We start from the raw sequence: 24,411 nt of genomic DNA on the forward strand, positions 1-24,411 counted from the left end.
ATTGAGAACAAATAATGCACTCACCCTTTTCTGCTAAATAGCAAGGACAATATTCCGTGCCAGCATCAATGCAGTCTACAAATTTAAACATAACCGTCCCCCTTCCCATATAATTAAAATATTCATTATTGTTAATTTTGGTTACAAAAATGAGCTGTTATTTTCTAACAGCTCGTAAAAATACATCCTTTATCATGTCTATAAAGTTTTTTCTTCTAACATCTCTATCACTTATCAAAGGGGACTTTGATATAATAATATCATCAATTTTCACTACAACATTCCCCACTATCTCATCTTTTGCTATAGGCGCAAATAGCACCGAAGGTGAAAAAAGCTCAACTTTGATTTTATTCTTTTCTTCTGGAAGAATAGGTAAATATAAGTCTGATTTTGTTTGGGCAAAGATATTTTTTCGGTTCCTCCATAAAGCGGAATATTTTTTATTATTTCATTTCTATCAAAAGCTTTTATAAAAATATATTTTTTGATGCATATTGCACTAACTTCTCTGCATCCTTCCATCTATCCGCACTATTTAAAACTACACAGATATATCTTCCAAACTTGTGTCTAACTGATGCTACTAAACATTTGCCTGCATTACCAGTGTATCCCGTTTTAACACCATCAGAGTTATCAACTCTAAACAAAAATTTATTTATATTGTTATAAGAATACTTAAAAGGTCCTGTAATTCCACTAGAAATTTCTTTTGTTGCAACTATTTTTGCAAATAAATCATTTTTCATTGCATATGCAGTTATTTTTGCTAAATCATTAGCAGTTGTAAAATGATCCTCTGCATCTAGCCCATGGGGCGTAATGAAACTTGTGTTTAATGCCCCAATTTCTAATGCTTTATCATTCATCAGTTTAACAAAATTTTGCACATTACCAGCGATATGTTCAGCAATAGCAACTGCAGCATCGTTTCCCGATTTTAGCATAAGTCCATAAAGAAGTTCTTCTAAAGTCACTTTATCGCCTGCTCTAAGACCAGCTGAACTTCCAGGCACAGATGCTGCTTTAGTTGAAACTGTAACTACGTCTTTTATATTTCCCTCTCAATAGCCACAATGGCAGTCATTATCTTAGTAGTGCTTGCCATTGGCAATATTTTGTTTCCATTTTTGCTATACAAAATTCTACCAGATTCTTGATCTAATATTGTGGCCGCCACACAATTTAAGTTTAATTCTTTAGAATTTGCTAAAACATTTAAGCAAGGGACTGAAAGAATAAATAAAGAAAAAATAACTAAAAAATTCTTCTCAATTTTGTCCTACCTCCATAGCCTTAATTTATGTTGCATTAAAACCTCCATCTTCGCTTGAATATGCATTTTTTATATTTACACTTTTATCTTTTTTAAAATAATTTACAATATCTTCAATAAGATCAGGTATTCCATCTATAATTCTTTCAATTGAATTAGCTTGATTTACAGGAAGTAACTTTACCGAATCCTTTGAAACTACTAAAAATGCTACTGGACTTACAGCCATCCCTGCACCGCTTCCACCGCCGAATGGAAATTTTGCTTTTTCATCGATTTTCCCTTCCCTTGCAAATTCACTTCCTCCAGATGCAAAGCCTATGCTAACCTTCGAAATGGGAATTATGACACTTCCGTCCTTAGTTTCCACTGGATCGCCAACTATCGTGTTGACATCTATCATCTCCTTGAGGCTATCCATTGTAGTTCTCATTAATGCTTCTATTGGATGTTCCATACCTAAAACCACCCTTTCCTTTTTTCTTTATGTATTTTGATAAAAAAATTATTGACATCCATATTAAATAAAGATTTTGAATTTTTATTAGAATATCTAATTTAAGATCATATAATTCTTTGTCGAATACAGGAGTAATATTTATTTTTGATTATAATTTTTAAATGTATCTTTTAGTATTGGATAAAGCGAACCTAAAAAGAATTCATCATACCATAAAGTATAGCAGTAATATGCGGTTCCTTTGTCCCAAATAAAAAATCTATATCTAAATTTACATCAAGGCGGTGAAGTATATTACTTATTAAAGCCCTTACTAATTCTAATATTTCTATATTACCCCTCGTTCTTTCTTTCCTGATAGATTTAGTTTTGTTTTTCTCTTTAATATTTTTTCAAATAGTTTTATTTTTATAACATATAAAAAATTTAATTTAATATTTAGTTTGTTTAAATCAAAATATATTTCTATATACGTTTTTGAAAATATGACTACAATAATAAAAAAATCAATAATAATAGAAAAAATTTCATATAATTCACCCCATAAAAAAGGAAGAATAAATATACCTTCATATATTTATTCTTCCTTTTTTCCAAATTAAATTCAATTAAATTTGGTAATTCACTTAAATTTTTAAATCCAAAATACTTTAAAAATTCTTCCGTTGTTTCATAAATTATTGGTCTTCCAACTGTTTCTAATCTACCAGCCTCACGAATTAATCCATATTCTAATAAGGTTGAAATTGCCTTATCGCTTCTTACTCCTCTAATCTCATCTATTTCAGATTTAGTTATAGGTTGTTTATATGCAATAATTGCTAAGGTTTCTAAGGCAGCCTGCGACAAATTATGTTTTGATTCAGGCCTAAAAAGCTTTCTTATAAAACTGCTGTATTCAGGTTTTGTAGAAAACTGAAGCTTATCATTAAATTCCAATATAAAAATTCCTCTTTTTTCGTTTTCATATTCATCAATCATTTCCTTAATAATCCATTCAAAATCCTTCTCATCAATATTTAATACATTGATCAAATCCTTTTTAATACTGCTTCACCTGAAACAAACAATATGCTTTCAATGATACCTTTTATTCTATCTATATCCCTCTGCGTTTTTAAATCAAATAAGTATTCATCCATCAATCTACCATCCCCTCGATTAATATATCTGAAAAATTATCCTCTTGAAATACCCTAATATGTCTTAACTTAATCAACTCCAGCATAGCTAAAAATATAACTACAATTTCCAGTTTTGTTCTTGCACTAGTAAAAAATTCGCTAAATTTCATCCTCTTTTTATTTTTTAAAAGTCTCAATATCTCATCCATCTTATCTTCAATCTTATATTCGTCGTGATCTATGTTTTTGGGAATGCTACTTCGCTTATTATACCTTTTTTGTATGAATCCATTACCCTTTTAAAGGCATGCATAATATTTTCTAAGTTAACATTTTTTAAAAAGATGTCTTTATTTTCTTTAATGTCATCAATAACTTCAGGTTCCTTGAAATATAATTCATAATCCTGAGTTATTTCCCTTAAAAAATTAGCAAACTCTTTAAATTTTTTATATTCTACTAGTTTTTCAACAAGTTCTATTCTTGGATCCTGATCAGCAGCCTCTTCTTCATTTATTTTTGGCTTTGGAAGAAGCATCTTAGATTTTATCTCCAATAAAGTTGCAGCCATAACTATAAATTCACTGGCTATTTCTAAGTCTAATTCCTCCATAGCCTTAAGATACTCTAAATATTGTTCAGTAATCTCAGCTATTGGTATATTATAAATATCAACTTCTGCCTTTTTAATCAAATGCAATAAAAGGTCCAAAGGGCCTTCAAAAACATCAAGTTTTATATTAATTGACATATAATCACCTGCTAACTAATTGTATTGCAATAACAATTACTCCATTAAATACAAATTCTATTAACCTAGCTATAAAATTTTCAAAAGGTGGAAACATCAATAGTAGGAACAAAATAAATATTCCTTTGCCTTCAATTGAATAAATTATTTCAGCTATTTTCCCCCTAAATAATTCAGCAAAAATCTTTGAACCATCAAGGGGAGGAAATGGGAGCATATTAAATACAGCAAAACCAACATTGATCAAGATTAAATCCTTTAAAAAATAAATAACCGCATAAGATTCAGGCTGAAACTTAAAATAAATAATTGCAGCCAAGAATGATAGCAATAAATTAGATACCGGTCCTGCTAATGATGTCAAAATAGTCCCAAGTCTTTGATTTTTATAATTAGAAGGATTTATAGGAACTGGCTTTGCCCAACCGAACTTAAATAAAAATAATGATAAAAGTCCTAATAAGTCCACATGGGAGAAGGGATTTATAGTTAATCTATTATAATATTTGGGAGTTTCATCCCCTTGGGCAGTTGAAATCAATGCATGGGAGTATTCATGAACAGTCAAAGACAAAACTATAGCAATTGCAGTTAATATAAAAGTTCCAAAATCATAATTGTTCATCTTATTCTCTCCCCCAAAATTCCAATAATTTTTCTATTTTATAACTCACTATATCTTCCTTTTCAAATCCTTTAAAGTCATATTTAATCCTATCTATATTTCGAATATAATTGGCAATACTTTCATATTTACTGAATAAACAATATAATACTTTTTTATTGATTTTATTTATATTTATTATTAAATACCTATATAATTCCTTAACATTATCGCCTATTAACTTATTAACCTGCTTTAGCAGTTCACAATTTAATTTAAAATTATTACTAAGGTTTAGGATTTCCATTGATTTTAAGATAGTTTCTTCATCATTTTTATAAAATAAAACAATAAATTTTTCTTCATCTTTAAGAGTGTTGAACTCTTCCACATCAAAATTCATATTTAGTGTAAAATCCTCGCCGATTAAAGTATTAAACAGTTTTAATTCCTGTAAGATACTCAAAGTATATTTAATATTTTTTTCTTTTAATGCTGCAATAATCTCATTTCTAAGTCTATTTCCTGGCAATAAATTAACATATCCAGTAGATAAAGCAAGTTTAATCAAGTCAAAGGTCCTTTTGTCGAAATTAAAGTTAAATCGTGAAGCATATTTTATTCCCCTAAAAATTCTTGATGGATCATCTCTAAAGCTCAAATCATGCAATACCCTTATCCTTTTCTCCTTAATATCCTCTAACCCATTAAAAGGATCAATTAAAATTTTGCCTTTTAAGTCATAGGCTAAAGAATTTATAGTAAAGTCTCTTCTTTTTAAATCTTGATAAATATTTGTAGGAAATACAATTGGTTTAGATGCAGGGACATGATAAAACTCCCTTCGCGACATAGCTAAATCTATTCTTTTATCTTTATATTGTAAAATTGCCGTTCTATAGTGCTTATGATACTTAAAATCAAAATTTAATTCCTTTGAAAGGCTTTCCACAATATAAAAATAATCATCTTCTTCTGCTTCTACAACAAAATCGTAGTCCACTGGTTCCAAAGTAAGAATTTTATCCCTTATAGCTCCCCCAACTAAATAAAACTTAAAATCATATCTATCAAACAACTTTTTAAAATAACTTATAATTTCATCATTTTCAATATTAATATTCATGTCCATCACCCTAAAAATGAGCATCTACTTAAGTATATAATTTTTATTTAAGAGATTCAAGAGATAATTTAAACGGGTAGAATTGCCTACCCGTTTACTATCTTAAGTTTAAATATATTTTAAACATCTTCTCCAGCAAATCAAAATAAGTTGCCTTATTAATATCTTGGTCTACAATAACTTGTGCTTGAGCATAAACCTTTTCCCCTTCAACTGCTTTTATAATCCCAACAGCATCACCCTTTTTAATCGGAAGCTTTAGATCTTTAAAAAGTTCAATTTTTGTTTCATAATTAATCTTCGTTCCTTTTTCCAATAAAATTTTTAAATCTTCATTAGCTATTAATCTTACTTTTTCAGGCTTTGCCATTGGCAATTTAATTTCCCCAACAATATCACCCTTTTTACAACGGTAATAGATTCATACTTTGCAAATCCAGTATCCAATAGCTTTGCTGCCATCTCATTTCTTTCCTTTGCTGATGGAGCACCCATTATTACTGCAATGAACCTTATTCCATTTCTTTGAGCTGTTGCTGATATACAATACATAGATTCCTTTACATACCCAGTTTTTAATCCATCACATCCATGATAGCTTTTTATCATTTTATTTCTATTAACAAGAGTAAATGGTTCCTTTCGACCTTCGCTAATAGTTTCCATCCATATTTTGGTATAATCTAAAATTTTGGGGTATTTTAAAAGTTCCCTGGACATTATAGCTACATCCAAAGCTGAGGTATAATGATTTGGATCAAAGAACCCTGTGCAATTTACAAAATGGGTGTTATTCATACCAAGTTCCTTTGCTCTTTTGTTCATCTTCTCAACAAACGCTTCCTCTGTTCCTGCCAAAAATTCTGCAAGGGCAACCGACGCATCATTTGCTGATTCTATTGCAACACCCTTTAAAAGTTCCTCAACAGTTCTTATTTCACCCTGCTCCAAAAACATAGTGCTTCCGCCCATGGATTTTGCTCTTGGACTTACGACGACCTTATCAGTAAGTTTAATATCTCCCTGTCTATGGCCTCCATAGTTAGTAGCATTACCATTATTTTAGTTACGCTTGCTGGATAAACCTTCTCATTTGCATTCATTTCATATAAAATTTTGCCTGATGAGTTCTCCATAAGCAGAGCTGATCTGCAATCCAATTTTAATCCATCAGGATTTTTAGCAAAAACTTGGGTTGGAGTTAATAGCATTATTAATGATATTAGTAAAGCTATGTATCTTCTCATTAAATTCCCTCCCTGTTTTTTATCTAATTTTATTATTCCCTGCTTGAATCTTTTTATTATCTTACTTAGGAGGTATTCTCAATATAAAAAGCACGATATAAAACTATATCGTGCTTACAGATTGTAGACAAACTCTCATTGGTGTTTAGACTTTACAAGAGCCCCGTGAATGGATTTCAAAAGGCATCTCTCATGAGTTTTAGCAATTCTTGCTTTTCGACTTTTCAAAAGTCCGTAATTCTGCACACGGAAGTGCAGAGCCGAGTGGCCGACAAGGATGTCGGCTCACGAGGGTAGGACTTTGAAAACAAAGAAAAGCTTAGAATTGCTTAACGAAATGAGCGAATGCCAGGGAAATCCTTCACGGGGCTTATCAAAAACAACTTTTTCAACAGTCTGAAAGCACGATATAAAACTATATCGTGCTTAGTATCTTTGTATTCCTTCTTTTGTAACAACACCAAAAATAAGTGGTCTGTGTTCTGGTTTTTCCTTTGTTATTTGGAAGGCCCTCTTTAATCTTTCTTCACAATCCTTTAATTTGCTCATATCGTTTACATGAATATAAGCAAGCGGTTCTCCCTTTTCCACATAATCTCCAACCTTCTTATTTAAAACAACTCCAACTGCAAGGTCTATTTGGCTTTCCTTTGTTTCCCTACCTGCTCCTAAAACAAGGGCAGCTAAACCAACTTCAATTGCCACTATTTTATTTACATAGCCGCTTTCTTCTGCCTTAAACTCTATAATGTGTTCTGCCTTTGGTAAAAGTTCTGGATTATCTATAACTTCAGGATCTCCACCTTGAGCTGCAACAAATTCTTTGAATTTATTTAATGCTGCACCAGTTCTAATTGTATCTTCTAAAATCTCTCTTGCTGTTTCTACATTATCGGCCTTCTTTGCTAAAATAAGCATATATGAACCGAGGGTCATGCAAAGCTCATATAAATCCTTGGGGCCTTTTCCCTTCAGTGTATCAATCGCTTCCTTTACTTCTAAAGCATTACCAACAGCAAATCCAAGAGGTTCATCCATATCTGAAACTATGGCAATAGTATTTCTTCCTACATTAGTTCCGATATCCACCATCTCTTGTGCAAGGGCAAAGGAATCATCTAAAGTCTTCATAAATGCTCCTGCACCAGTTTTAACATCTAACACAATGGCATCAGCACCTGCTGCAATTTTTTACTCATAATACTTGAAGCAATTAAAGATATATTATCAACAGTTGCAGTAACATCTCTCAAAGCATAAAGTTTTTTATCTGCAGGTGCTAAATTAGCAGTTTGACTCTGCTACTGCAAGTTTTACTTTATTTACATTTTCAATAAATTTTTCCTTAGGCATTTCAATGCTAAGACCTTTTATTGATTCAAGTTTATCTAAAGTTCCACCAGTATGTCCAAGACCTCTTCCTGACATCTTTGCAACAGGTGCTCCTGCTGCTGCAACCATAGGCCCAAGAACTAAAGTTGTTGTATCTCCAACTCCCCTGTTGAATGTTTGTCAACTTTGATTCCTTCAATTGCAGATAAATCAACAACTTCTCCTGAATTAACCATAGCCATTGTAAGGTCTGCAGTTTCCCTTTTATTCATCTTTTGAAAATAAATTGCCATAAGAAGGGCTGAAACTTGATAGTCTGGAATTTCTCCCTTAGTATACCCATTAACTACAAATTCAATTTCTTCTTTTGTTAGTTCTCCACCATTTCTTTTCTTCAAAATAATATCATACATTCTCATAGGATTATCCCCTATTACATGGATTTGATGATTTCCTTAACTAATTTAACAAATTTTTCTGTTGCCTTTGCTGCTGTAGCAACAACCCTTTCATGATCAAGGGGCTCTAAATTATCTGGAATAGCCATGTCAGTAATACAAGAAATACCAAGAACCTTCATACCACCATGGTTTGCAACAATAACCTCAGGAACTGTTGACATTCCTACTGCATCTGCCCCAATATATCTTAACATTCTAAGTTCTGCCGGTGTCTCATAATTGGGTCCTGATACAGCAACATATACACCCTTTTGAACTTTAACATTTATCCTTTGGGCACATTCTTCTGCAAGCCTAATAAGTCCTCTATTATATGCCTCCGACATATCAGGAAACCTTGGCCCAAGCTCCTCATAGTTTTTACCTATAAGTGGATTAGCTCCTATCATATTTATATGGTCTGTAATAATCATTAGGTCACCCGCTTCAAATTCTGGATTCATTCCACCAGCTGCGTTTGTAACGATTATCTTTTCAATGCCCAATGCCCTCATAACTCTTATAGGCAAAGTCACGTCCTTTAAATCGTGTCCTTCGTAATAATGGAATCTTCCATTCATGGCCATAACATATTTATCTCCAATGTATCCAAAAATAAATTCACCAGCATGCCCTACTACTGTTGATTCTGGGAAATGCGGAACTTCGCTGTATTTAATAACCATTTTGTTTTCAATTTCGTCAGCAAGTTTTCCAAGTCCTGATCCCAATATAACAGCAACATCAGGTGTCCTTTCAATCTTGGATTTTATGTATTCCTTTGCCTCCATTATTTTTTCTAAATAATTCATTCTTATCCCTCCTACATTTTACTTACAATTCCTCTAACAAGCTTTATAAACTTTTCTCTAACCTTCATTGAAGTTTCAATAACTTCCTCATGATTAAGAGGTTGATCTAATATTCCAGCTGCCATATTAGTTATGCAGGAAATGCCTAATACCTTTATTCCTGAATGATTTGCCACAATAACCTCAGGAACTGTTGACATACCAACAGCATCTCCACCAAGCTTTCTTATTGCTCGTATTTCAGCTGGAGTTTCATAGTTAGGTCCTGTTAGCATAAAGTATACACCTTCGACAACAGGAACATCAATATCCTTGGAAACATTTTTGGCTATTTCTATTAATTCCTTATCATAAGGATTAGACATATCTGGAAATCTTGGTCCAAGCTCTTCAATGTTTCGTCCTATTAATGGATTAGCCATTGAAAAATTAATATGGTCCTTTATAATCATAAGATCCCCTGGCTTAAAGTTTGTATTTACCCCACCTGCCGCGTTCGTAACAATTAGCTTTTTAACTCCAAGCATTTTAAATACTCTAATAGGAAGCGTAACTTCCTTCATAGAATAACCTTCATAAAAATGGAATCTACCATTCATGAGCAATACATTTTTATCCTCTAATCTTCCAAAAATAAATTTACCCGCATGGCCTGCAACAGTGGAGACAGGAAAGTTTGGAATATCGCTATAAGGTATTTCAATTTTATCCTCAACTTCATCTGCTAATATTCCTAATCCAGAGCCTAGTATTATAGCAATTTCTGGAACATGTGGGATTTTGCTCTTTATAAATTCTGCTGCTTCCTTGATTTTAGTTAATTCCTGCATGATATCACCTCTTATTTCAATATTTCCTTTGCAAAACTTTCACCGTTTATGTTTGCATTTACATTTAAAAGTTCAGCTATTGTTTTTCCGATATCAGCAAAAGTTTTTCTTGTCCCTAAATTCACTCCACTTTTAATTTTTTACTGTAAATTAATATTGGAATATATTCTCTTGAATGGTCTGTGCTTTCTGTGGTCGGATCACAACCATGATCAGCTGTTATTATAAGAACATCATCATCCCTTAAATTATCAATTATTTCAGGAATCCTTGCATCAAAATCCATTAAGGCTTTAGCATATCCTTGGACATCATTTCTGTGCCCATAGAGCATATCGAAGTCAACTAAATTAGTGAAAATTAATCCCTTTGTATTCATCTTCATATATTCGATTGTTTTATCTACTCCATCCATATTATTTTTAGTATGCACTGCCTTTGTTATTCCATATCCATCATAAATATCTTCTATTTTTCCAACTACACATACATCCATTCCACTTTCTTGAATATAGTTTAACAATGTTTTATTAAATGGTTTCAAAGCAAAATCTCTTCTGTTGGATGTTCTTTTATAGTTCCCTGATGTTCCTATAAAGGTCTTGCAATTACTCTTCCTACGCCATGTTCTCCAACGAGCATTTCTCTTGCAATTCTGCACATTTCATAAAGCCTTTCAAGAGGAATAACCTCCTCGTGGGCTGCAATTTGAAATACGCTATCTGCAGATGTATAAACTATTGGATAGGCTGTCTTAACATGCTCATCTCCTAATTCCTCTATGATAGCTGTTCCAGATGCCGGTTTATTCCCTAGAGTTTTCGTTCCTATTCTTCTTTCAAATTCTTCTATTAACTCTTTTGGAAAGCCATTTGGATATGTAGGGAAAGGTCTTTCAAGAATAAGCCCAGCAATTTCCCAATGTCCTGTAGTAGTATCTTTACCTTTAGACATTTCACCTGATCTTCCATAGCTTCCTTCTGGTGCATCAACAGGCTCAATACCCTTTATGTCATCTATATTTCCAAGGCCTAATCTTTGCATATTTGGAAGTTTTAATCCCCCAATTGCCTTAGAAATATTACCTAAAGTGTCACTACCTTGATCGTTATAAGTATGAGCATCTGGTAATTCGCCTATTCCAACGCTGTCCATAACTATCAAAACAACGCGGTTAATCATAAAATATCCTCCTTCGCACAGCCAGTAAATATTTTTGGAATTTTATTATACAACATTTTTAAAAAATAAAAAGGGCATTATGCCCTTGGATGCGATTTTTTATAAACTTCACCAATTTTATATTTATAGAGTTCTGCATAAATTTGAGTTGTTGATATATCTGAATGTCCTAATAATTCCTGTAAAGATTTTAAATCCGCTCCATTTTCTATCAAATGTGCTGCAAAGGAATGCCTTATTATATTTGGGGTTATTTCTTTTTGTATATTAGCCAAATTAGCATAATACTTTAATATTTTCCAAAAACCTTGTCTTGTCATCCTTTCTCCTTTATTGTTGATAAAGAGTGCTTTTTCTTCCTTTCCTGCCAATAATTTATCCCTCAATGTCATATATTTTTCTAGGGATTGTAATGCTATTTTCCCCAAAGGTATAATCCTTTCTTTACTGCCATTACATCTTAAATATCCCAATTTTAAATTTACATCATCTACATTAAGATTTATTATTTCTGAGACCCTAATACCCGAAGCATATAAAACTTCAAGCATTGCTTTATCCCTTATTGCTTTAAAATCTTCTCCTTTAGGCATTGCAAGTAACATTTCAATTTCTTCTAAGGATAAAATAGATGGAAGCTTTTTTCTATTTTAGGGGTTTCAATCTCTAAAGTAGGATCCGATTGAATTAATGATTTTTTATAAAGCATCCTATAAAAGGATCTAATTGCAGCCAAGCTTCTTGATATAGACGAAGTTGCTCTGCTCTTTTTTGCATATTTAAAAAATATGCTATAATATTCGACTTTTTAATATTCTTATAATCTAAATTATTTTCTTCCAAATACATCAAAAATTTTTAATATCTCTAACATAAGATTCCAATGTATTTTCCGATAATCTTTTGTTCTTTAAAAATACATTAAACTCCTTTAACAACTCTTCCATCGTAAAATCCCCTTTATTTTAGATTTAAATACATCTATCTAGGAATATTTATTATTTTTTTACTATATCTAACAACCCTTTATCATCCAAGCCATAGTTTACAACAAAGATAGCATCATCTTTATTGATGTTATGATTTTTTACCAATATTGAATTTATAAGGAGAGGAAATACAACACCAATTGTCAATATAATAATTAGTATCTTTAAAAACAATTTTATTTTTTTCATTCCATCACCTTACTGAATTACTAAATATGTAGATAATGCTTTAATAATCTTTGTTATCACAAAGGATTCTAATATGTTGCCAATAAATATAATGAAAAACAAAGCTAAAATGTTAAAAGAATACCCTATAACATCATTTTGATTTCTAAAACTACTTTGTTTTTTAATTAAGTTTAAGCTATAAGCAAAACTAAAGGAGCAAATAAATAAATAGGCAGGGATATAAAATAAGTTTTGTGGTAAAAATGATAATAGTATAAATAAAAATCCCTTCATCCCAAAGGCTTGAAGTATAAAGGCTACATTAAAGCCAATGATAAATCCTTTAAAAAGGGATACTAAATTTGAAAAAATTAACCCTAAATATGTCAAGCTTAAAATCCATAATATAAAAATTATTATAAAATTATTCTTTAAAAGTTTCAAAAATATTATAAAACTATTAGTATTTTCTTTATTAATTACCTGAAAAAAATTATTTAAATACATTACAAGTTCCTGTTTTTCTGTGTAATTAATTCCCTTTGCACTTAAAGCTCCTAATGCGATACCAAAGGTAAACATTAGGGTTATTATAAAATAAATCCATAGGTTGTCCTTAATATTTGTATATATTTTATAATTTACTCCTTTTCTCGTAACAACCCCCTTTATTAAATGTTCCCTACAATAATATATGTGAAAGGGGGGTAAAATGATTAAATATAATCTTTAGCTAGTAATATACCAATAATTGTTTTTGCGTCCTTGATTTCTCCTGTTTTTATCATGTTAAATGCTTCCTCCCATGTCACTTCAAAAGTCTCAACATGTTCCCCTTCATCTAAGTTAACCTTTCCATTTTCTAATTTATCACTAAAATAAATATAAAGTATTTCAGAAGAATATCCTGGCGAAGGATAAAATTTAGTCAATAATTTTATTGATTTTGGAATTTTTCCCGTTTCTTCCTCAAGCTCCCTTATCGCACATGCTTCAGGATCTTCATTAAGTTCAAGCTTACCTGCAGGTATTTCTATCAAAACTTCCTCTGTAGGCTTTCTAAATTGTTTTATAAGCAATATCTTCCCTTCATCTGTTATAGCAACAACACCTACTCCTCCATTGTGTTGAATAATCTCCCTTGTTGCCTCTTTTCCATCAGGCAATAATACCTTATCTTTCCTTACACTCAAAATCCTTCCCTTATACTTTACCTCAGATTCTATTGTTTTTTCATAAAAATTCATATATAACACCTCTTTAGAACTACATTAATAAGGCCATTCCTTTCGGAATAGCCTATTTTTTATCCAAGTTTCTGTTTTAATCTTAATTTGTCAGCAATCATGGCTATAAATTCAGAATTTGTCGGTTTTCCCTTGTCATTATGAACTGTATATCCAAAAATTCTATTAATCGTTTCCACTTTTCCTCTTGACCAAGCAACTTCAATTGCATGTCTTATAGCTCTTTCAACTCTGCTTGCTGTTGTATTATATTTTTTAGCTATTGACGGATATAATTCCTTTGTTACTGCACTTAATAACTCTATATCATTTACAACCATTTGTATTGCCTCACGCAAATATAAATACCCCTTTATATGAGCTGGAACCCCTATTTCATGTATAATATTTGTTATTTCTGCTTCTAAAGAATTTGAATTATTTATATGTATGGTTTCTGATACACTAACATTAGTTCTCCTTACTTCTGGTGCTGATCCTGAAGATGCAAAGAGTTGTCTGATTCTTTTGCTAAATATATCCATGTCAAAGGGCTTAACTACGTAATATTCTGCTCCCAAGTTAATAGCCCTTTGAGTAATCTTATCTTGTCCAACTGCAGATAAAATTATTACCTTAGGCATTGGAATATCATCCATCGAATTTAACTTTTCCAAAACACCCAATCCATCCAAATGAGGCATTATTATGTCTAAAACTAAAACATCCGGTTTATTAGCTGCTACAAGCTTAACTGCCTCAATTCCATCCTTTGCAACACCAACCACATCAAAATCCTCTTGAGTCCTAAGGTATTCACTGAGAATTGTTGTAAATTCTTTGTTATCGTCTGCAATTACAATTTTTATTTTTCTATCCTCCATCGAATAACCCCCTCACATTTCCATTATCTAACAATATATCTATTCGACAAATCAAATAAAAATCCTGCTAACAAATTAAAAAATTTTTTAAAAATTGAAATAAAATGAAAAAAACTGTTAAAAAAATTAAGGGGACTATAAATCATACCCTTGTTCTTTAAGCATCCATTCTATATATATTCCATATCCCATATCAGGTCTATTAATAAAAACATGGGTTATTGCCCCTACTATTTTCCCATTTTGTAAAATTGGGCTACCACTCATTCCTTGAACAATTCCTCCAGTTTTTGCTAAAAGTTCAGGATCTACTATTCTAATTATCATGCTTTTAGGACTTGGTTTTGTTTGTTGAATAATTTTTTCTATTACAATATCATACTCCTTAACTGTATTTCCGTCTAAAGTTGTTAAAATTGTAGCTGGTCCTTCCTTAACTTCATATTGATGTGCTATTGGCATCGGATTTTCGTATATATTATTATTATAAACTTTTAACAATCTTCCGTAAATACCACAAACAGTATTTTTTCAATTTCCCCTAATGAAGAATCATCCATGAATATCCCCTTTAATTCTCCTGGTTTGCCTCTAAGTCCTTGTTCTATTGCTATTATATTGGCATCATATATCTTTCCCTTTTTAACGGAAATAGCATCCCTGTATCAACATCATTTATAGGGTGTCCTAAAGCTCCAAAATTTTTGTTTTTAGGATCATAATAGGTTAATGTTCCTATGCCTGAAGTTGAATCTCTAACCCACAATCCTATTTTATAATCATTGTTTTTTGCCTTTATAGGCTTTAATTTTATGATTTTAATATCTCCTTTTCTTTTTATTCTTAGCTTTATTTCTTCTCCTTTTGAGTTTTTAACAATACTTAGAAGGTCATATACGTTTTCTAATTCCTTGCCTTCAGCTTCTATTATAAGATCTCCTATCTCAACGCCACCTATTGCAGCAGGACTTTGTTTAAATCCTTCACTGGTTTCTATATCCGAAAAGCCTACTACTATTAGGCCATAACTATATATCTTAACTCCGATCGGCTGTCCACCTGGAAATAGCCTAATTTCAGGAGTAACATTTACCGTCATTGTTTTAACTGGAATTAACCCTAACAACTTTATCTTAAAATCAATTTTGGGTTGATTTTTATTTATATTCCCCTCTACTTTAAATAAATATTTATTCTTTAAAACATTTTTATAAAGAAATTCACTTGATATTTCGTTTTCTGTAGCATTTATAGTAGAAGGCATATATAAAATTTCACTTACTATTATTAAGGATAGGAATAAAGTTATATATATAAACTTTTGTTTTAAGCTTTTCAAACATTTCAAATTTATCACTCCTTATTCCTTTTTATTCCTCTCACCTTCCTTTCTCTATATCTAAATTAACCTTTTTATTGTCCATATATACTAGAATAATACTGTCATATTGGGCATTCTTGGACAATGTCTATTTTATCTATAAAATTAAAAAGACTAGTAGAAGATATTAAATTCTTCCACTAGCCTTTATTGTTTGTTTCAATCTATTCGCTATTTCAATCATTTCCTTAGCATGTTTTATAGTTAATTCTGTTACAATCGCCCCACCGACCATTCTCGCGATTTCATTAACCTTTTCGTTATCATTAAGGTGATGAACAGTTGTTGTCGTTTTCTCATCACTTGTCTCCTTATTAATTACAAAATGTTTGTCTGCCATTGCAGCAATTTGAGGTAAGTGAGTAACACAAAGTATTTGATGAGTTTTTGAAATAAGGCACATTTTCTCAGCAACTGCTTGGGCAGTTCTTCCACTTATTCCCGTATCAATTTCGTCAAAAATTAGAGTTGGAATCTCATCTATATCTGCAATAACTGTTTTTATAGCTAGCATAATTCTTGAAATTTCTCCACCTGATGCAACTTTATTTAATTTTTTTAAAGATTCACCTGGATTGGCGCTAAAAAGAAACTGAACTTCATCTTTACCGTTTTGTGAAAATTTATCCATTTCATTAACACAAACAAAAAATTTAGCTCTTTCCATACCTAAATATCTTAATTCTTCTTCAATCCTTCTAGATAGATTTTCTGCTGCTTCTTTTCTTAATTTAGTCAACATATCAGCATAATGAGTTAACTTATTGAAGCATTCTTCACGTTCCTTCAATAGCTCGTCTATTATTTTTCACTGTTTTCTATATTTTCATATTCATCTTTTATTTTTTCATAATATTCCATTATCTCTTCAATACTTTTTCCATATTTTCTTTTAAGCCTATTAATTAAGTCCAGCCTTTCTTCAATTAAGTTCAATTCATCTGGATTAAATTCGATTTTTTCTTTAAAGTCCCTTAATCTATCTATTATATCTTCAAGCCTATAATAAACATCCTCCAAATCCCTTTTTAAATTTTGGTAGGAATCATCAAATTTACTTATGTTATCTATTTGGGAAAGGCTAAAGGAAATTTCATCAAATGCAGAATAGCCTTCACTTTTTGATAAAGACTTTCATAAGCATTTGCTAATGAAGAATAAATTTTCTCAGCATTTGAAAGTAAATTTCTTCTTTTAATAAGTTCTTCCTCTTCTCCAATTTTTAAATTAGCTCTTTCTATTTCATCAATTTGAAAAGACAAAATATCTAATTTTTGAAGCTTATATTGTTCATCTCTTTTTAACTCTTCTATTTTTTGTCTATTTTATTAAATTTTTCATAATGTTCTACATATTTTATTTTAATAGAACTAAGTTCCTCACCAGAATAAAAAGAATCTAATATGTAAATATAATTTTCTTCATTTAAAAGGGACTGATGTTCATGCTGTCCATGGACATCGATTAAATATTGAGCTATTTGCTTTAAAAAGTTTACAGTTATCGTCCTACCATTTATCCTGGATATATTTTTTCCATTAATATTAATTTCCCTGGAAATTATTACATGTTCGTCAAAATCAATTCCGAAATTCCTCAATTCTTCTTGAAGTTTTTCATTATTACATAAAAATACGCCTTCTACATAAGCAAAATCCTTGCCTCTTCTTATTATATCTTTATTTTGTTTTTCTCCCAAAAGAAAATTAATACTATCTATTATAATTGATTTTCCAGCACCAGTTTCTCCTGTTAATATATTTAAATTGTTGGAAAATTCTAATTTTACCTCATCTATTAAGGCAAAGTTTTTTATATATAACTCAAGGAGCATTAATCTACCTCCTTATTTAAAATCCTTTTCATCCTCAGAGCAATCTCCTGAGCCTTTTCGTTAGTTCTTGCAAGAGCAAATATTGTATTGTCCCCCGCTATTGTCCCAACTATTCCATCAAATTTCAAAGAATCAATAGACTCTGCTGCGGCTGAAGCTGAACCTGATAATGTTTTAATCACTATCATATTTCCAACACAGTCTATATCTAAAACAGTTTGTGAAAAGATACTAACAAGTTTATCATAAAGTGCATTGTTTTGATACGAAAAGGGAGCATATTTATATTTGCCATCCTTTGTTTGCACCTTTATAAGCTTGAGTTCTTTAATGTCCCTTGAAACTGTAGCTTGAGTAACATCGAATCCCTCTTTTTTAATTCATCAACAAGTTCCTCTTGAGTCTCAATATCTTTTGGGTTATTATTTCAAGTATTTTTGAATGTCTGGTAATTTTCATAATAAAACCCCTTTCTTCCCTCAGCTGGAAAATTCCTTTAATTTTTTTGCAAAACTTCAAAAACTTCTATTGTAAAGTTTTATAAACTCTGCGTTATAAGGAGCCTTTGTTATCAATACCCTATCCCCTCTTTCAAGTTCTAATCCTAATTGGCCATCGGCGGTTAGGCAAACACCTTCATTTGCACTTACAATATTTATTTCTAAAGTTTTATTGCTCCCTATTATTATTGACCTTGAATTTAAGCTATGTGGACATATAGGGGTAACAACAATAATATCAAGCTCAGGATAAACGATTGGTCCTCCTGCAGAAAGGGAATAGGCAGTTGAACCTGTAGGAGTAGAAACGATAAGGCCATCTCCCCTATATGTTTCCATTACCTTATCATCTATAAATGTGTCAAGTTCAATTATTCTTGATAATGTTCCTTTAGTAATACAGATATCGTTTAGACTATAAAGCTCCTTTATTAGTTGCTCTTCTCTGTAAATTTGTGCCTTTAACATCATTCTTCTTTCAATTTTAAAATCATAATTTAGAAGTTTTGAAAGAGCGTCAAACATAAACTCTTTTTCCACTTCCGTAATAAAGCCTAAATGTCCAAAGTTAATGCCCAATATTGGCTTTATAAAAGGAATTTGTCTTCTTGTAACATTTAATATGGTTCCATCTCCGCCTAAAACAACTAAATAATCCGAACTTTTAAAGATATCTTCTTCATTATATCCTAATCCTTCTAGGTTAAGCTCGCCTGCTATATCCCTTTCTAAAATAACATTACAATTTCTTTCTATTAACCAATTAACAAGCTTTCTTGTTACTGTTAAATTGAAATCCTTTGTTCTATTTACTAATACTGCTATGTTCATCATGTTCATCCCATCTTTTCATCTATTTTAATTCACTATGGGCTTCATTTACTATATTTATTATTAATGATTCTAAGTTTTCGATGCCGTTATCGATATTTTTAGAAAGGTAAAGAAGATATTCTATATTCCCTCCGGACCTTTAATTGGTGAAAATTGCAATCCTTTTATCGTTAAATCGATCGATTTTGCAAAATCGATTATTTCTTTTATCACTTCCCTATGAACATCAGGATCCCTTACTACTCCCTTTTTCCCAACCTTTTCCCTTCCTGCTTCAAATTGAGGCTTTATCAATGCAACTATTTCGCCTTCATCTTTTAATAAACCTTTTACCACAGGTAGCACTAATTTGAGGGATATAAAGGATACATCTATTGATGCAAAGTCGGCAAATTCTCCTAAATCTTCAGGCTTTACAAATCTTATATTTGTTCTTTCCATAACTACAACCCTTGGGTCATTTCTTAAATCCCATGCCAATTGACCATACCCAACATCTATAGCAAAAACTTTTTTGCACCTTTTTGAGCATACAATCTGTAAATCCACCAGTTGAAGCTCCAATATCAATTGTAACTTTATCTTTTAGGTTAATGTTGAAACTTAATAAAGCCTTTTCTAATTTAAGTCCACCTCTACTAACATAAGGTATTGCGTTTCCTTTTATTTCAATTTCTGAATCAATATCCACCTTTTCCCCGCTTTATCAACTCTAACTCCATCAACAAATACCAATCCTGCCATTATATTTTTTCTTGCCTTTTCCCTTGTATCGAAAAACCCCTTCTGAACTAATAATACATCAATTCTTTCCTTGCTCATAATCACCTTACCCTTTTCCTAAATTTCTTTTAAAATAGTGTTGTATAAGCCCTCAACATCCAAATTATACTTTTTGTAAAGTAAACTTATATTCCCATGTGTTACAAACTCATCAGGATAACCAATGTTTCTGATTTTACCTTTATAATTTTTCTTAGCTGCATATTCAAGAACTGCAGAACCAAACCCTCCACTTAAGTAATGATCTTCAATTGTAAAAATTATATTGTAATCTTTAAAAATCTCATCCAACAATCTATTGTCTAACGGTTTTATAAACCTTGCATTAATCAAAGTTGGAAAAATATTATGTTTATTTAGCTTTTCTATAACCAATTTAGCGTTTTGTGTTAATCTTCCTGTTGATATTATACATACATCCTTGCCTATAGTTAATTCTTCCCATCTTCCATAGTTTATCTCATCATACTTTTCAAATTGAACATTTAAATCTCCACCTCGTGGATATCGTATAGCAATTGGTCTATTAAAATCTATAGCCCATTTAATCATCATTTTAAACTCTTCTATATCCTTTGGAGATATTATGGTTAAATTTGGAATTACCCTTAAAAATGATATATCTAAAATTCCCTGATGAGTTTCTCCATCCTCTCCAACAACTCCTGACCTATCTATTGCTAAAACCACAGGTAAATTTTGAAGACATATGTCGTGAACCACTTGATCATATGCTCTTTGAAGAAAGGTTGAATAAACAGCAAAGATAGGTTTTAAGCCCTGCGTTGCAAGACCAGCTGCAAAGGTAGCAGCATGCTGTTCTGCTATTCCAACATCAAAAAATCTGTCCTTAAAATGTTCTGAAAAGGGTTTTAACCCTGTTCCATCAGGCATTGCTGCGGTTATAGCGACTATTCTTTGATCTTCCTTTGCAAGTTTAATTAACTCCTCTCCAAAAACCTCAGAATATGTAATTTTAGATTGAGTAAAATTGTTTCCAGTTGCAACCTCAAAGGGCCCTACTCCATGATAAACATCCGGTTGATCCTCTGCATAAATATATCCTTTTCCTTTTTTAGTAATAACATGAATTAATATTGGCCCCTTTAATTTTTTTGCTCTTTGGAAAACATCAAGTAAATTTTCAATATTATGCCCATCTATTGGTCCTAAATATGTAAATCCTAATTCTTCAAAAAGCATCCCAGGTATTACAAGTTGTTTAACTCCCTCTTTTATTTTTTCCATCGACTTATATATGTTATTACCCAAAGCAGGTATTTTTTTACTAAAAGCTCTATATCATTTCTTATTGTTATATATTTTGGACTTGTTCTTATCTTACTTAAATACATAGCCAAACTTCCAACATTTTGTGAAATAGACATTTCATTGTCATTTAAAACCACAATAAGATCATTCTTTGATGCCCCTGCATCATTTAACGCCTCAAAGGCCATACCTCCAGTTAAAGCACCATCTCCAATAACTGCAATAACATTAAATTTTTCTCCCTTTAAATCCCTCGCCTTGGCAATTCCAAGGGCAGCAGATATAGATGTGCTGCTATGACCAGCACCAAAAACATCATATTCACTTTCTTTTCGAGTAGTAAAACCGCTCAAACCACCATACGTTCTTAATGTATCAAATCTATCCTTACGTCCTGTTAAAATCTTATGAACATAACACTGATGACCAACATCCCAAACAATCTTATCCTTAGGTAGATCAAAAATCCTATGTAAAGCTATTGTAAGCTCAACAACCCCTAAATTCGATGCTAAATGTCCCCCTGTTTTAGAAACTTTATCTATTAAAAATTTTCTTATCTCATTAGATAGAATATTTAATTCCTTTAAAGATAAATTTTTTAAATCTTTAGGATAATTTACCTTTTCTAGCACCGCCATTATCCTTACCTCTTTTTCTTTTGATTTTTTTCTTTTTAGTATTCCTTCTAAAAAATATCCAAAGTAAAAAACAATATTATTAGCTTGAGTAAAAGCAAAATTTTTCCCTATAGCCTTTCCGCCAATTGTCAGTGCTGCAATAATTGAACTTATTATTAATGCTATTAATGACTTATTTATATAAAAAACATAAACTGATAAATTAGCTGCTATAACAGCACCAGTTGCTCCGCTTATAATACCTACTATATCACCAATAACATCATTACAAAAATTTGAAACTCTATCTGCATTTCTAATAAGATAAACTGCCCAACTTGCCCCCTTAACCTTCCTCGATGCTAAGGAATGAAATGGTTCTTCATCAGCAGCAGTAACTGCAACACCTATGATATCAAAAAAACACCAATTGAAATTATAAAAAGTAATAGGACGATCGCATTAAAAATGCTTACATTTGGAACTAAAAATTCAGTTAAGGAATTTATAACAAAAGAAATAATTAATGTCCAGAAAATAATAACCAAAATCCATCTAATATTATTCTCATTATTAGTTTTTTCTTATAGAGCTTTATTTTTTATTTTTCCCCATGTCATCACCTTTATTTAATTTAGGTGGCAGCAGGATGAGTTAAGTTTGCGGCTTAGGTCTAGCAGGCTTTCCCATTTTCAGACCCAGGCGTCGCCGCCTAGGCGGTTTCCCTTTAACTGAAAATTCACACGTTGCCGAATGTGAGGCTAGATTACCACTTAGTCCACACTGCAATCCCCATCCTGCCTCAAAACGAGCAGTCTAGGAGCTTTCCTCAGCGGCATCATCTATTCCTAGCCTCTTTTGCAAAAATGGTTTCCTATAGCGATAATCCATATTCTTAGGCCTTATGAATATGGATCTGATCTATCCTCCACCATTCTTGCTCAAGGCAGGCTACGCTGCACGCAGCTTAACACCGCTTTGCAGGTTTAATCCCTTGCCGTAGGTTTCCCCACGCACAAGGGTCTCCGCGGGGGTAGGGTCGATTGCGCATGCCATTGCGGTCGCCCCATCCCCCTTACTCCCAGCACCAACCCACCACTGGGCGTAGCGAGCCAGCACAAGGAACTTCATCGATGTGCCCTTTAGCGGATTTTTAGCCCCGCCTTCAGAATAGACTAGCCGACTAGAATACTGCGCCACCTATTTATAGTATAATCCTATTATTAGCCCCAATATTGCTCCAGCTAAAACCTCAATCGGAGTATGTCCTATTAACTCCTTTAATTTTTCTTGTTTCAGTTTATTATGCATAAGATCATCGATAATTCTATTCAGAATTTCTGCTTGCTTACCTGCAGCCCTTCTAACACCTGCTGCATCATACATTACAACAAGTGCAAAACAAAATGCAATAGCAAACTCAACGCTATCATAACCTTTTAAAGAACCTATTCTTGTCGCTAAGGCAACAACAAAAGCAGAGTGGGAACTTGGCATTCCGCCTGATCCAACCATTCTTGATAAATCAATTTTCCTATGTTTTATAGAAACAATGATTACTTTTAAAAGTTGAGCAACAAACCATCCTAAAACAGCTGTAAGCAGCACTTCATTTCTTAGAATTTGAAGCAAACCCACTTTTTCCACCTAACTTTCACGATTCAAAAGGTATTTTGTTAAGTCTTTTAGAAATCCTGTATTATCTATTTTATTAGCAAGTTCTACAGCTTTCAAACTAAATTCCTTAGCTAATTCCCGCGATTTTTCCAATCCATATAAAGTTACATAGGTAGGTTTATTATTTTTCGCATCTTTTCCAACACTTTTACCTAATTTCTTCTCATCTCCTATAACATCAAGAATATCATCAACTATTTGGAAGGCTACACCAAGGTTTTTACTATATTCCCTTGTTATTTCTAAATATTCGTATCTATTTGCTATTATTGCCCCTACATTACATGAGGCTTCTATAAGCTTTCCAGTTTTCCTTTCATGCATTGAAACCAATAAATTCTCGTCTATAATATTGCCAACGTTAGTAATATCTATAACTTGACCTCCAATCATTCCCGTAATGCCACTGGCTTTTGCTATCTCGAAGGCCGCATCTACAAATCTTTTGTCATTTTTTCTTTTAAGAACTTTTAGCAATGTCTCAAATGCATAATTTAAAAGACCATCACCAGCTAAAATCGCAATAGCATCTCCATAAACTTTATGATTCGTTAATTTACCCCTTCTATAGTCATCGTTATCCATTGCCGGTAAATCATCATGAATTAACGAGTATGTATGAATCATCTCAATGCTACAAGCAATATCCAATACATCCTCCAAATTCCCCTCTAAAGCCTCACATACTGCAATGCATAAAATAGGCCTTATTCTTTTTCCTCCTGCAAACAAACTGTATTTCATTGCCTCTATAATAATTTGAGGAGCATCAACATATGAAAGAAGTTCTTCGAGCCTTTTATTTATAAGTTGTTGTTTATCTTTAAATGCTTTTTTAAAGTCCATCTTATTCCTCCTCGAGTTTAAACTCCTCTTCTGTTACTTCACCATTTTGACCCTTCAATATAATATTGATCTGTCTTTCAGCTTCATCAAGTTTTTTATTGCAATAATCTGAAAGCTCAATTCCTTCTTTAAACAATTTTAGTGACTCATCTAAAGATAAACTATCGCTCTCTAATTTTTTACAATATCCTCCAGCCTTTTTATCGC

At 31.9% G+C, this 24,411-nt stretch carries 24 protein-coding genes and 8 pseudogenes; all 32 read right to left on the minus strand.

All coding sequences use genetic code 11. The features are described 5' to 3' along the window. Positions 1 to 157: 157 nt before the first annotated feature. Positions 158 to 409 (minus strand): hypothetical protein, encoded by a 252-nt coding sequence (locus tag PWK10_RS08025; RefSeq protein WP_274768184.1) that lies wholly within the window; start codon positions 407 to 409, stop codon positions 158 to 160. Positions 410 to 470: 61 nt separating this feature from the next. Continuing rightward, on the minus strand, positions 471 to 1,058 hold the full coding sequence (locus PWK10_RS08030; RefSeq protein ID WP_274768185.1) for a D-alanyl-D-alanine carboxypeptidase family protein: 588 nt from the start codon (positions 1,056 to 1,058) through the stop codon (positions 471 to 473). Beyond that, positions 1,055 to 1,279, minus strand: a complete 225-nt coding sequence (locus tag PWK10_RS08035; RefSeq protein WP_342455733.1) for a D-alanyl-D-alanine carboxypeptidase — start codon at positions 1,277 to 1,279, stop codon at positions 1,055 to 1,057. The genes PWK10_RS08030 and PWK10_RS08035 overlap by 4 nt, the downstream gene beginning before the upstream one ends. A 25-nt stretch (positions 1,280 to 1,304) precedes the next feature. Next, on the minus strand, positions 1,305 to 1,736 hold the full coding sequence (gene ytfJ / locus PWK10_RS08040) for a GerW family sporulation protein (protein WP_008909660.1): 432 nt from the start codon (positions 1,734 to 1,736) through the stop codon (positions 1,305 to 1,307). 492 nt (positions 1,737 to 2,228) lie between these two features. Then, complete coding sequence (gene scpB / locus PWK10_RS08045) at positions 2,229 to 2,774, minus strand: SMC-Scp complex subunit ScpB (protein ID WP_274767938.1); 546 nt, start codon at positions 2,772 to 2,774, stop codon at positions 2,229 to 2,231. Between the two features lie 106 nt (positions 2,775 to 2,880). Next, positions 2,881 to 3,614 (minus strand): annotated as a pseudogene (locus tag PWK10_RS08050) (segregation/condensation protein A). A gap of 4 nt (positions 3,615 to 3,618) precedes the next feature. Then, positions 3,619 to 4,239, minus strand: coding sequence for a site-2 protease family protein (locus tag PWK10_RS08055; RefSeq protein ID WP_274767939.1), 621 nt, complete (start codon positions 4,237 to 4,239; stop codon positions 3,619 to 3,621). A 1-nt stretch (position 4,240) separates the two neighbouring features. After that, positions 4,241 to 5,344 (minus strand): hypothetical protein, encoded by a 1,104-nt coding sequence (locus tag PWK10_RS08060; RefSeq protein ID WP_274767940.1) that lies wholly within the window; start codon positions 5,342 to 5,344, stop codon positions 4,241 to 4,243. A 97-nt stretch (positions 5,345 to 5,441) separates the two neighbouring features. Continuing rightward, positions 5,442 to 5,714, minus strand: a complete 273-nt coding sequence (locus PWK10_RS19665) for a hypothetical protein (protein ID WP_446715309.1) — start codon at positions 5,712 to 5,714, stop codon at positions 5,442 to 5,444. Next, positions 5,693 to 6,591, minus strand: a pseudogene (locus tag PWK10_RS08065) (D-alanyl-D-alanine carboxypeptidase family protein). The gene PWK10_RS19665 and the pseudogene PWK10_RS08065 overlap by 22 nt, the downstream one beginning before the upstream one ends. 426 nt (positions 6,592 to 7,017) lie before the next feature. After that, a complete protein-coding gene (locus PWK10_RS08070) occupies positions 7,018 to 7,509 on the minus strand; it encodes a hypothetical protein (protein ID WP_274768187.1) in 492 nt (163 codons plus the stop codon). Beyond that, positions 7,486 to 8,052: pseudogene (deoA, locus tag PWK10_RS08075) on the minus strand (pyrimidine-nucleoside phosphorylase); the annotation flags it as partial. The pseudogene deoA and the gene PWK10_RS08070, both read right to left, overlap by 24 nt. Before the next feature lie 11 nt (positions 8,053 to 8,063). Beyond that, complete coding sequence (locus PWK10_RS08080; protein WP_274767941.1) at positions 8,064 to 8,342, minus strand: hypothetical protein; 279 nt, start codon at positions 8,340 to 8,342, stop codon at positions 8,064 to 8,066. Between the two features lie 14 nt (positions 8,343 to 8,356). Next, positions 8,357 to 9,175 (minus strand): purine-nucleoside phosphorylase, encoded by an 819-nt coding sequence (locus tag PWK10_RS08085; RefSeq protein WP_274767942.1) that lies wholly within the window; start codon positions 9,173 to 9,175, stop codon positions 8,357 to 8,359. 11 nt (positions 9,176 to 9,186) lie between these two features. Beyond that, the gene (locus PWK10_RS08090; protein WP_274767943.1) at positions 9,187 to 10,005 is read right to left on the minus strand and encodes a purine-nucleoside phosphorylase; all 819 of its coding nucleotides are present in this window, start codon (positions 10,003 to 10,005) and stop codon (positions 9,187 to 9,189) included. Between the two features lie 11 nt (positions 10,006 to 10,016). Next, positions 10,017 to 11,187 (minus strand): annotated as a pseudogene (locus PWK10_RS08095) (phosphopentomutase). Positions 11,188 to 11,264: 77 nt separating this feature from the next. Beyond that, complete coding sequence (locus PWK10_RS19670) at positions 11,265 to 11,816, minus strand: tyrosine-type recombinase/integrase (protein WP_446715357.1); 552 nt, start codon at positions 11,814 to 11,816, stop codon at positions 11,265 to 11,267. Between the two features lie 558 nt (positions 11,817 to 12,374). Then, positions 12,375 to 13,064 carry a stage II sporulation protein M gene (spoIIM, locus tag PWK10_RS08105; protein ID WP_342455734.1) on the minus strand — a complete coding sequence of 230 codons (690 nt, stop codon included), beginning with the start codon at positions 13,062 to 13,064 and terminating at the stop codon, positions 12,375 to 12,377. Beyond that, positions 13,064 to 13,594 carry an NUDIX domain-containing protein gene (locus tag PWK10_RS08110; RefSeq protein ID WP_274767944.1) on the minus strand — a complete coding sequence of 177 codons (531 nt, stop codon included), beginning with the start codon at positions 13,592 to 13,594 and terminating at the stop codon, positions 13,064 to 13,066. The genes spoIIM and PWK10_RS08110 overlap by 1 nt, the downstream gene beginning before the upstream one ends. 59 nt (positions 13,595 to 13,653) lie before the next feature. After that, positions 13,654 to 14,457, minus strand: coding sequence for a sporulation transcription factor Spo0A (gene spo0A / locus PWK10_RS08115; RefSeq protein WP_274767946.1), 804 nt, complete (start codon positions 14,455 to 14,457; stop codon positions 13,654 to 13,656). Positions 14,458 to 14,592: 135 nt separating this feature from the next. After that, a pseudogene (gene spoIVB, locus PWK10_RS19675) lies at positions 14,593 to 15,721 on the minus strand (SpoIVB peptidase). 244 nt (positions 15,722 to 15,965) lie between these two features. After that, positions 15,966 to 16,628, minus strand: coding sequence for a hypothetical protein (locus PWK10_RS08135; protein ID WP_274767950.1), 663 nt, complete (start codon positions 16,626 to 16,628; stop codon positions 15,966 to 15,968). A gap of 11 nt (positions 16,629 to 16,639) precedes the next feature. Further along, entirely contained in the window at positions 16,640 to 16,858 is a 219-nt protein-coding gene (locus PWK10_RS08140; RefSeq protein WP_274767951.1) for a hypothetical protein, read from the minus strand. 47 nt (positions 16,859 to 16,905) lie between these two features. After that, on the minus strand, positions 16,906 to 17,100 hold the full coding sequence (locus PWK10_RS08145) for a hypothetical protein (RefSeq protein ID WP_274767952.1): 195 nt from the start codon (positions 17,098 to 17,100) through the stop codon (positions 16,906 to 16,908). A gap of 47 nt (positions 17,101 to 17,147) precedes the next feature. Continuing rightward, on the minus strand, positions 17,148 to 17,672 hold the full coding sequence (locus tag PWK10_RS08150) for an AAA family ATPase (RefSeq protein WP_274767953.1): 525 nt from the start codon (positions 17,670 to 17,672) through the stop codon (positions 17,148 to 17,150). Continuing rightward, positions 17,672 to 18,131, minus strand: a pseudogene (locus PWK10_RS08155) (arginine repressor). Before PWK10_RS08155 ends, PWK10_RS08150 begins: the two are co-directional and overlap by 1 nt. A 56-nt stretch (positions 18,132 to 18,187) precedes the next feature. Further along, positions 18,188 to 19,006, minus strand: a complete 819-nt coding sequence (locus PWK10_RS08160; RefSeq protein WP_274767954.1) for an NAD(+)/NADH kinase — start codon at positions 19,004 to 19,006, stop codon at positions 18,188 to 18,190. A gap of 19 nt (positions 19,007 to 19,025) precedes the next feature. Then, positions 19,026 to 19,828, minus strand: a pseudogene (locus PWK10_RS08165) (TlyA family RNA methyltransferase). 18 nt (positions 19,829 to 19,846) lie between these two features. Next, a pseudogene (gene dxs / locus PWK10_RS08170) lies at positions 19,847 to 21,702 on the minus strand (1-deoxy-D-xylulose-5-phosphate synthase). A 1,179-nt stretch (positions 21,703 to 22,881) separates the two neighbouring features. Then, the gene (locus PWK10_RS08175; RefSeq protein ID WP_008909827.1) at positions 22,882 to 23,319 is read right to left on the minus strand and encodes a divergent PAP2 family protein; all 438 of its coding nucleotides are present in this window, start codon (positions 23,317 to 23,319) and stop codon (positions 22,882 to 22,884) included. A 9-nt stretch (positions 23,320 to 23,328) separates the two neighbouring features. Then, entirely contained in the window at positions 23,329 to 24,204 is an 876-nt protein-coding gene (locus PWK10_RS08180) for a polyprenyl synthetase family protein (RefSeq protein ID WP_274767955.1), read from the minus strand. A gap of 1 nt (position 24,205) precedes the next feature. Continuing rightward, positions 24,206 to 24,340, minus strand: coding sequence for an exodeoxyribonuclease VII small subunit (locus tag PWK10_RS08185; RefSeq protein WP_274767956.1), 135 nt, complete (start codon positions 24,338 to 24,340; stop codon positions 24,206 to 24,208). Positions 24,341 to 24,411: the final 71 nt, after the last annotated feature.

Origin of the sequence: Caloramator sp. Dgby_cultured_2, assembly GCF_028872215.1 — a bacterium.
Lineage (GTDB): Bacteria > Bacillota > Clostridia > Clostridiales > Caloramatoraceae > Caloramator > Caloramator australicus.